This is a genomic window from Buchnera aphidicola (Pemphigus obesinymphae) (genome assembly GCF_026122815.1).
Taxonomy (GTDB): Bacteria; Pseudomonadota; Gammaproteobacteria; order Enterobacterales; family Enterobacteriaceae; genus Buchnera_C; species Buchnera_C aphidicola_BJ.
This window is the reverse complement of record NZ_JAIWQW010000002.1, coordinates 51,489-60,262: the sequence shown is the minus strand read 5'-3', so window position 1 is coordinate 60,262 and position 8,774 is coordinate 51,489. Positions and strand designations below refer to the sequence as shown.

9 protein-coding genes are annotated in these 8,774 nt (G+C 21.6%); 6 read left to right on the top strand and 3 right to left on the bottom strand.

Features of this window, described 5'->3' with window-relative positions; genetic code table 11:
• The 6 genes from trpA to hns all read left to right on the top strand — a co-directional run.
• Positions 1-658 (top strand): tryptophan synthase subunit alpha (gene trpA, locus LDP10_RS00905; RefSeq protein WP_265196868.1); only part of this gene is annotated, 658 nt, incomplete at its 5' end.
• Positions 645-1,454 carry a YciC family protein gene (locus tag LDP10_RS03550; RefSeq protein WP_414734432.1) on the top strand — a complete coding sequence of 270 codons (810 nt, stop codon included), beginning with the start codon at positions 645-647 and terminating at the stop codon, positions 1,452-1,454. The genes trpA and LDP10_RS03550, both read left to right, overlap by 14 nt.
• A gap of 19 nt (positions 1,455-1,473) precedes the next feature.
• Entirely contained in the window at positions 1,474-2,007 is a 534-nt protein-coding gene (locus LDP10_RS00895) for an inner membrane-spanning protein YciB (protein ID WP_265196866.1), read from the top strand.
• Positions 2,008-2,032: 25 nt separating this feature from the next.
• Positions 2,033-2,455, top strand: coding sequence for an acyl-CoA thioester hydrolase YciA (gene yciA / locus LDP10_RS00890; RefSeq protein WP_414734431.1), 423 nt, complete (start codon positions 2,033-2,035; stop codon positions 2,453-2,455).
• Between the two features lie 182 nt (positions 2,456-2,637).
• Positions 2,638-4,104 (top strand): cardiolipin synthase, encoded by a 1,467-nt coding sequence (cls, locus tag LDP10_RS00885; RefSeq protein ID WP_265196865.1) that lies wholly within the window; start codon positions 2,638-2,640, stop codon positions 4,102-4,104.
• 729 nt (positions 4,105-4,833) lie between these two features.
• Positions 4,834-5,241 (top strand): histone-like nucleoid-structuring protein H-NS, encoded by a 408-nt coding sequence (hns, locus tag LDP10_RS00880; protein ID WP_265196864.1) that lies wholly within the window; start codon positions 4,834-4,836, stop codon positions 5,239-5,241.
• A 486-nt stretch (positions 5,242-5,727) separates the two neighbouring features.
• Here the strand turns inward: hns and ribA are convergent, their stop codons facing one another.
• The 3 genes from ribA to lipA all read right to left on the bottom strand — a co-directional run bounded on the left by ribA (position 5,728) and on the right by lipA (position 8,595).
• A complete protein-coding gene (gene ribA / locus LDP10_RS00875) occupies positions 5,728-6,336 on the bottom strand; it encodes a GTP cyclohydrolase II (RefSeq protein ID WP_265196863.1) in 609 nt (202 codons plus the stop codon).
• 450 nt (positions 6,337-6,786) lie between these two features.
• Positions 6,787-7,497: an orotidine-5'-phosphate decarboxylase gene (gene pyrF, locus LDP10_RS00870; RefSeq protein WP_265196862.1), complete on the bottom strand. Its 711-nt coding sequence runs from the start codon at positions 7,495-7,497 to the stop codon at positions 6,787-6,789.
• A 228-nt stretch (positions 7,498-7,725) separates the two neighbouring features.
• Positions 7,726-8,595, bottom strand: a complete 870-nt coding sequence (lipA, locus tag LDP10_RS00865) for a lipoyl synthase (protein WP_265196861.1) — start codon at positions 8,593-8,595, stop codon at positions 7,726-7,728.
• Positions 8,596-8,774: the final 179 nt, after the last annotated feature.

Genomic DNA, 8,774 nt, shown 5'->3' with positions numbered 1-8,774 from the left:
ATTAGGTATTCCGTTTTCAGATCCGGTAGCAGATGGTATTATTATACAAAAAGCGAATTTAAGAGCATTATCTTCTGGCATCACATTAAAAAAATGTTTTGAAATGTTATCTATTATAAGAAATAGATATCCAATTCTACCTATTGGTCTTTTAACTTATGCAAATATTATTTTTAATAAGGGTGTTGAAAAATTTTATATAGAGTGTTCTCATATATCAATTGATTCGGTACTAATAGCAGATTTACCTATCGAAGAATCGAAATATTTTTATAAAATATCAATTTCCCAAAATATTAATCCTGTTTTTATTTGTCCTCCTGATGCTAATGAAAATCTAATACGTGAAATAGCTTTATCTAGTAAAGGTTACATATATTTATTGTCCAGATCGGGTGTAACAGGTATAAACAAATATAAAGAAAAATCTTTAAAAAGTGTAATAAAACAGTTAAAAAAATATAATTCTGCTCCTATTATTCAAGGTTTCGGTATTTCTAACGAATTGCAAATTAAAAAATCTCTTTTATCTGGCGCGTCAGGAGTCATTTGTGGATCTGTGATAATTAAAGTCATTGAACACGATTTATCTAACTTAGAAAAAATGTTTTTAAATTTGATTAATTTAGTAAAAATTTTAAAAAATGCAACTAAATAAATGTAATTTTCTATATTATTTCAACATTAACAAAATAGATAAGGATTTCCATATGCTTATTACTAAAAACATGTTATATCGCGATACTCGTTATTTTATCTACAACAATATTTCATATATCATATTAATTTCTTTTTTTATTACTTTTCTTCTAATATTATTAAATGTTTTAATTACACCGGATATAAAAAAAATATCTTGTTTATATGAAGGAACAGCAATCACTTTATCTGAATTATTTGATTTAATAGAAAATATGAGTTTTGAACAAAAAATAATATTACTAAAATTATCTTTATCAAAAATATTATCTTCTATAATCGGCAATACAATTTTATTTAGTAGCGTAATTAGTTTAATTAATATTGTTTCTTCAGGTGAAAATGTCACGTTTTCTTTGTTTTTTTCTGTTTTAAAGAAATCGTTTAATAATTTGTTAATATTAATTATCGTTTTAATCGTCATAATAAAATTAAGTTTTATATGTTTTTTTATTCCTGGCATATTATTTTCAAGTTTTTTATCATTATCTCCTATTATTTCATCTATAGAAAACACTTCCATATCTAAATCTATATTATATAGTTTACATATAGTATATAAAAGATTTAAAATTATTTTCCCATCTTTACTATTATGGTTATTTTTAAAATTTTTATGTTTGTCGATATCTCTATATTGTAATATGTCGTGTTTAAATATAACTTTTTTATTTCTTTTTTTTATACAAAATTTAATATTTTCTTCTTTTATTATTCATTTATATCGTTTTTATATGTTATTTCGTATAAATTAAAGTTTTCGGGTACTGTAAGATGAAATATATTTTTAATTTGATATCGACAGTCATATTTTTTATAGCTTATCAAAAATATGACATGTTTTTAGCTATAAAATTACTAATTTTATTTTCTGGTTTGGTATTTGTCATTAATTTTTATTTTAATAAAAAAATAGATAAAATGTATTTATTTAATTTTATTACTATTTTACTCTTTGGATCTTTTAGTTTATTAATTCATAACAGTAATTATATGAAATGTAAAATTACTGTTATTTATTTTTTAATGTTTTTATATTTACTTATTTATCAAAAATGGAAAAAAGAATCATTTTTAAAGAAAATACTAGGAAAAGAATTAATTTTACCTAATATGATATGGAAAAAACTAGATTTTATATGGGCCATTTTTTTTCTTTCTTGTAGTATAATAAATCTATATATTACATTCTTTTTTTCAGAGAATACCTGGGTCAATTTTAAAATTTTTGGTTTAACAATATTAACAATTATTTGTGTGATACTATCTGTTATTTACATTAATTATTGTAATTCAAAAGAAAAATAATTTATTACTATGTGAAATTTATACAATGATCATAAAAAAAATAGAAAATTACAATCGATTTCCAAAAGGTGAAATAGTACTTCAAACTCTAGCTATGCCAGCTAATACTAATGCGAACGGAAATATATTCGGTGGATGGATTATGTCACAAATGGACATTGGAGGAGCTATTCTAGCAAAAGAAATAGCTAAAGGACCAGTAGCAACTGTTCGTGTTGATAATATGATTTTTTTGAGATCAATATCTGTTGGTGATATAGTAAAATGTTACGCAAACTGTATTAAAACAGGTATCAGTTCTCTTACTATCAACGTAGAAATATGGATTAAAAAAATTTTTTTTAAAAAAAATAGTCAATTTTATTGTGCTACTGAAGCAATATTTATTTACGTAGCTATTGACCAAAATGGAAAATCTCGTGCTATATTCCCTATAAATGTTATTTAAATTAAAGTTTAAATATAGATTATGTCTCTAATACTATAAACCCTTACAATATATTTTTTTTATTAAAAATAATAATATCTGCTGTAGTTATAATTTTTTCTGATAAATAATATTTAAAATAATTGTTTAAGATAAGTATAACTATTTATATATTATAGTAGCGTAAAGAGGACTTCAATTAGATGACTACTCTATATATATCTCTATTTACTTGGCTATTCTTTTTTGGATATTGGATAATATTAATTAGTATAACTTACCAAATACTTACTAAAAGACATTCTACACCAGCTGCTATAGCATGGTTTTTAATTATTTATATTTTTCCTATAATTGGAATTATTACCTGGTTATTTTTTGGTAAATTATACTTAAGCGAAAGAAGATTTCAATTAGCTAATAAAATATGGTCAAAAACTAATGTTTGGTTAACTGATTTTAAATCTTGTGAAACTTTCTTTGAAAAAAAAAATAGTGACGTTGCTACTTCATTGTTCCAATTATGTAAACATAGACAAGGTATATCAGGAATTAAATGTGATCAGCTAAAATTATTAACTAATGCAAAAGAAATAATAAAAACTTTAATACATGATATTTATTTAGCTAAAAATAATATAGAAATGGTATTTTATATATGGAAACCTGGTGGTTTGGCAGATGATGTCGCCAACGCTTTGATCTCATCAGCAAAAAGAGGTATACATTGTAGATTAATGTTAGATTCAGCTGGTAGTGTTGATTTTTTCCGCAGTAAATGGGCACAAATAATGCGAAATTCCGGTATACAAGTAGTAGAAGCTTTAAAAATTAATATATTCCGTATATTTATACGTCGTATTGATTTAAGACAACACAGAAAAGTTATCTTAATAGATAATTATATTACATATACTGGAAGTATGAATTTAGTTGATCCTCGTTTGTTTAAGCAATCTGCTGGAGTAGGACAATGGATTGATTTAATGGCTCGAATAGAAGGGCCTATAGCAAGTACTGTTGGAATTATCTATTCTTGTGACTGGGAAATTGAAACAGGTAAAAAAATTCTACCAAAAACACCAAAAAAAAATAAAAATTTTTTAAAATTAAAAAAAAAACATAATTCAATTCAAGTAATTGCTTCAGGTCCTGGATTTCCTAAAAATATGATTCATCAAGCTTTATTGACAGCTATTTATTCAGCTAGAAAAGAATTAATTATAACTACTCCATATTTAGTACCAAGTGATGATGTACTCCATGCTATTTGTACAGCAGCACAAAGAGGTATAAAGGTGAGTATTATCATACCAAGATACAATGATTCTCTTTTAGTAAAATGGGCTAGTCGAGCTTTTTTTAGTGAATTGTTAGATGCTGGTGTGAAAATATATTTATTTGAGAAAGGATTATTACATAGTAAAAGTATTTTGGTAGATCAGCAATTAAGTTTAATTGGTACTGCTAATTTGGATATGCGAAGTTTATGGTTAAATTTTGAAATTACTCTTGTAATTGATAATAGTCAATTTGGTAAAGATTTAGCATCTATACAATATGAATATATTTCTCACTCTAGATTATTAGATAAAAAATTATGGTCTATTCGTTCTCATTGGAAAATAATATTAGAAAATTTTTTTTATTTTTTTAATCCTTTGTTATAAACATAAAATTTTTATATTACAGAGTATATCTAAACGAACATATTCTTTTTAAGAACATTTTTGAATTAAAAAAAATATCTAAAAAAATAAAATCTTTATTTTTCAATCAAAATAAATTATTATTTTAAATATTTAAAATATTAAATATAAAATTAATAAATAAATTATGAAGTAATAACACTATATCTTTATTATATTTAATAATTATTTTTTTAGATATTATATTTCCAAATATAAATAAAAAATTAAAATTGTTTATATATAAATAAAATACATTAGATAAAATTTATGAAAGTTATATTTTATGATGAATAAAGAATTTTTTATAAAAATATATGTTAATATATAAATATAAAATTTAATTATTATATATTTAATATATATTGTATAATAATGAATTATTTTAATATAATATAAAAGTTATATTTTTATAAAATATTGATATTAATTTTAATATATTTGAAAAACCAAAAATATAAGTATTGATACTTAAATATTTTTTTATTATTATAAATATAAAAATTTAATTTTATTTACTTTTTTATATATAAAATATATATATTGATATATATTAATTTTTTAATAAAAATACATATTAAATATTAACGACTATTTATATTTTAATATGTATTAAAAATTTAAAATGAATTTTTACAAAAATAACCATAAATATTCAAAATGTATTTTTACAAAAAATACAGTTTTTTAATCATATTCTGAGATGGTACTATGAACGAAACACTGAAAATTCTTAATAATATTCGTACACTCCGAGCTCAAGCACGAGAATGTTCTTTAGAAACTTTAGAAGAAATGTTAGAAAAATTAGAAGCAGTTGTTAATGAAAGAAGAGAAGAAGAAAATCAAGCTCAAGCGGAAATAAAAGAAAAAACAAGAAAATTACAACAATATCGTGAAATGCTAATAGCAGATGGTATCGATCCAAATGAATTATTACAAACAATGACATCAAATAAAAATATAGGAAAACCTAAAAGAGCTACAAGACCTGCAAAATATAAATATATCGATGAAAATGGTGACTACAAAACGTGGACAGGACAAGGACGAACACCTGCTATAATTAAAAATGCCATTTTAGACAAAGGGAAAAATTTAGAAGATTTTCTATTATAGTTTTTTAAAACAAATTTTTCTAAGCAAAAAAAACAAGATAAAAAATAAAATTAATGTATAAATTATTATTTATATTTTTATATAAATTTTAATATTTAATAATTTCAAATTAAAAATATTTCATATATTAAAATATCAATAGATCAATATGGATCTCAAATATTGATAAAAATTAACATACTAAACATATTATTTTTTTAATGAATGAAAAATTCTAACATATTTAATTTTACTAAAACAAATCGTAATTTATTAAATATTTTTATTAATGTTCTTTATAGAATTGTTTAATACCTTCTATTATAAGTAGTAGAAGGTTTAAACTAAATTATCTTATTTATTTATAAAATTTAACTATAATATTTTATTTGAATTTAATCATTGTTATTTTATATTTAATAATTTTATATACAAATAATTTTTTATAAATTGCTAAAACATTTCATAAATATCTTTTAATTATTGATATAATTATCAAAATTAATATTAATCATGAAAATTATTTCTTTTTGAAAAAAAATGTCCCATTTTATTTGCTTTAGTATCTAAATACTTTGAGTTTTTAGGATTTCTTCCAACAATAAGATCTACTCTTTCTACAATGTTTATACCTGCATTTTTTAATTTTTTTATTTTAAATGGATTATTAGTTAATAACCTAATATTATTAATCTTCAATAATTTTAATATTTCGACACAAGGTGTGAAATCACGTTCATCTGCAGAAAAACCTAATTTATGATTTGCTTCCACAGTATCTAATCCCTTATCTTGTAAATAATAAGCATGTATTTTATTTAATAAACCAATATTCCTGCCTTCTTGTCTATGATAAATTAATAATCCACTACCTGCTTTAGCTATAGTTATCAATGCTGATTCTAATTGAAAACCACAATCACATCTTAAACTAAATAAAGCATCTCCAGTTAAACATTCTGAATGAATTCTAGTTAATATTGGATCAGCTAAAGAAATATCACCATAAATAAGAGCAATGTGATTTTTAATACCTATTTCTTCTTCAAATCCAATAATAAAAAAATCGCCCCATGGAGTAGGTAATTTTGCTTTAAATTTTTTTTTTAAGTTCATAAATTTCCCCAAAATTATTATCTTTTTAACAATAATTTTATATATTTTTGCAAATTAAAATTTAATTATATAATGTTACATATATTAAAAAAATTTCAAAAAATTTATTTAAAATAAATATCAATACATACTTTAAATTAATTATGAAATTATTTTATATATTACTATTTTATAAACAAAATTATTAATCTAATAATTAAATGAAAAATATAAAATCTATTAATATTTAAAATTAATAAAAATTACTAAAAAATATTTATAAAATTTTAAATAAAGTATTTAATTAATTTAAATTATGTTAATATTTTTAATATTAAAAAAATAAAATTGTTTAAATAATATTAAAATATGAATATTAATTCATTACATTTTGTATAAAAATAAAAATAAATTTAAGCATATATTATATATATTTATTTAAAACAAAAAAAATACATATTTACACTATGTTCATAAAAAAGAATTTATTTCTTTTAATGTATGTAGAGGATTTTTTGAAAAAGTTACAGTACGACCAACAACAATATAATCTACATAAAATTTCTTTGCCAAAGAAGGTGTGATGACTTTTTGTTGATCATATGCAGGATCTTCTTTTAACCTAATCGCTGGTGAAATAACTTTGAAATTAAAACCTAATTTTTTCTTTACATTCATCGATTCTGTACCGGGACAAACAACTCCATCTAAACCATTTTTCTTTGCTAAAGTAGATAACATTAATACTTGATCAGTAATGGAAGAGTTTACTCCTATTTCTCGTAGATCTTGTTCATTAAAACTAGTTAATACAGTAATACCAATTAATAACGGTATATCTTTTTTAAATGGATTTAAAGCCAATTTTGCAGCTTGCAACATTTTGCTACCACCAGATATATGAATACTAATCATCCATACGCCTAAATCCGCTGCAGCCGATACAGCTCCAAAAACTGTATTAGGTATATCGTGAAATTTTAAATCGAGAAAAATATCAAATCCAAGATTTTTTAATTGTACTATGAAAGATCTTCCAAAAATGGAAAACATTCTTTTTCCAATTTTTAAGCGATATATAGCAGGGTCTAAATTATTTATTAATTTAAAAGCTTTATTTTTGTCAGAATAATCTAATGCAATTATAATTTTTGTAGTAAATTTAGAAATAATTTCTGACATTAAAAAACCTTAATATAAAAGTAAAAGATTATAAAATATTACCATATTTTTTTAACAAAATAACATTTATTTTTAATATCTTTATTATTAAAAAATAATAAAAACATTACTTATTATTTTTATAACAATATAACGTTAAAATTCCTAAAAAGTTATATAATTTTTTTATTTATAAAAATGTTTATTATAGTATTTTTAATATGATAAAGATATAATATAAAACATTACTTAAGTATGATATTGAGAATGAGCATGATAAGATGAACGAACTAAAGGACCACAAAAAGCAGCTGTGAATCCCATTCTATATGCTTCTGTTTCAAATTGTTTAAATTCTAATGGTGTAATATATCTTTTCACAGGAAGATGTTTAGAACTAGGTTGTAAATATTGCCCTAATGTGATCATATTAACTCCATGAGAACGCAGATCATTCATCACTGATATTATTTCTTTATTTTTTTCACCTAATCCTAACATTAAACCTGATTTTGTAGGTATCTCTGGATTATATAATTTGAATTTCTCTAACAATTTAAGTGACAAATTATAATTAGCTCCCGGACGCACATAGGAATATAAACGTGGCACATTTTCTATATTGTGATTAAATACATCAGGAGGGAATTTATTGATAATTTCTAATGCTTGTTTACAACGACCTCTAAAATCAGGAACCAATATTTCTACAGTAATTTTATTCATTTTTCTAATTTCTTTAATACAATCTACAAAATGTTGAGCTCCCCCATCATGTAAATCATCACGAGTAACAGATGTAATTACTACGTAATTTATTTTCATTTTTGATATTACAGAAGCTAATTTTTTAGCTTCATTCTTATCTGGTAAAGAAGGTCTGCCGTTTTTTACTGCACAAAATCCGCAACGGCGAGTACATATAGATCCTAAAATCATAAAGGTAGCTGTATTATTGTTAAAACATTCTGATATATTTGGACACAAAGCCTCTTCACAAACAGAATGTAAATTATTCATTTTTAAAATATGTTTTATTTTATTTATTTTATTCGAATTAGATAATACTTTTACTTTTATCCAATTAGGTTTTTTTAAAAAATTAATATTATTACTCATTTTAATAAGTGGTATTAAATGTGATTTAAATTATTGTTATATTTAATTATTTTTATGTACATAATTTATTATTTATTTTTTATAAAAATAAAATTTTTAAATAGTCTAAAATAAAAATATATATAACAACTAAATGTTACGCTTTTAAAATATTAGAAGTTAGTATTTTTAATTTTAAT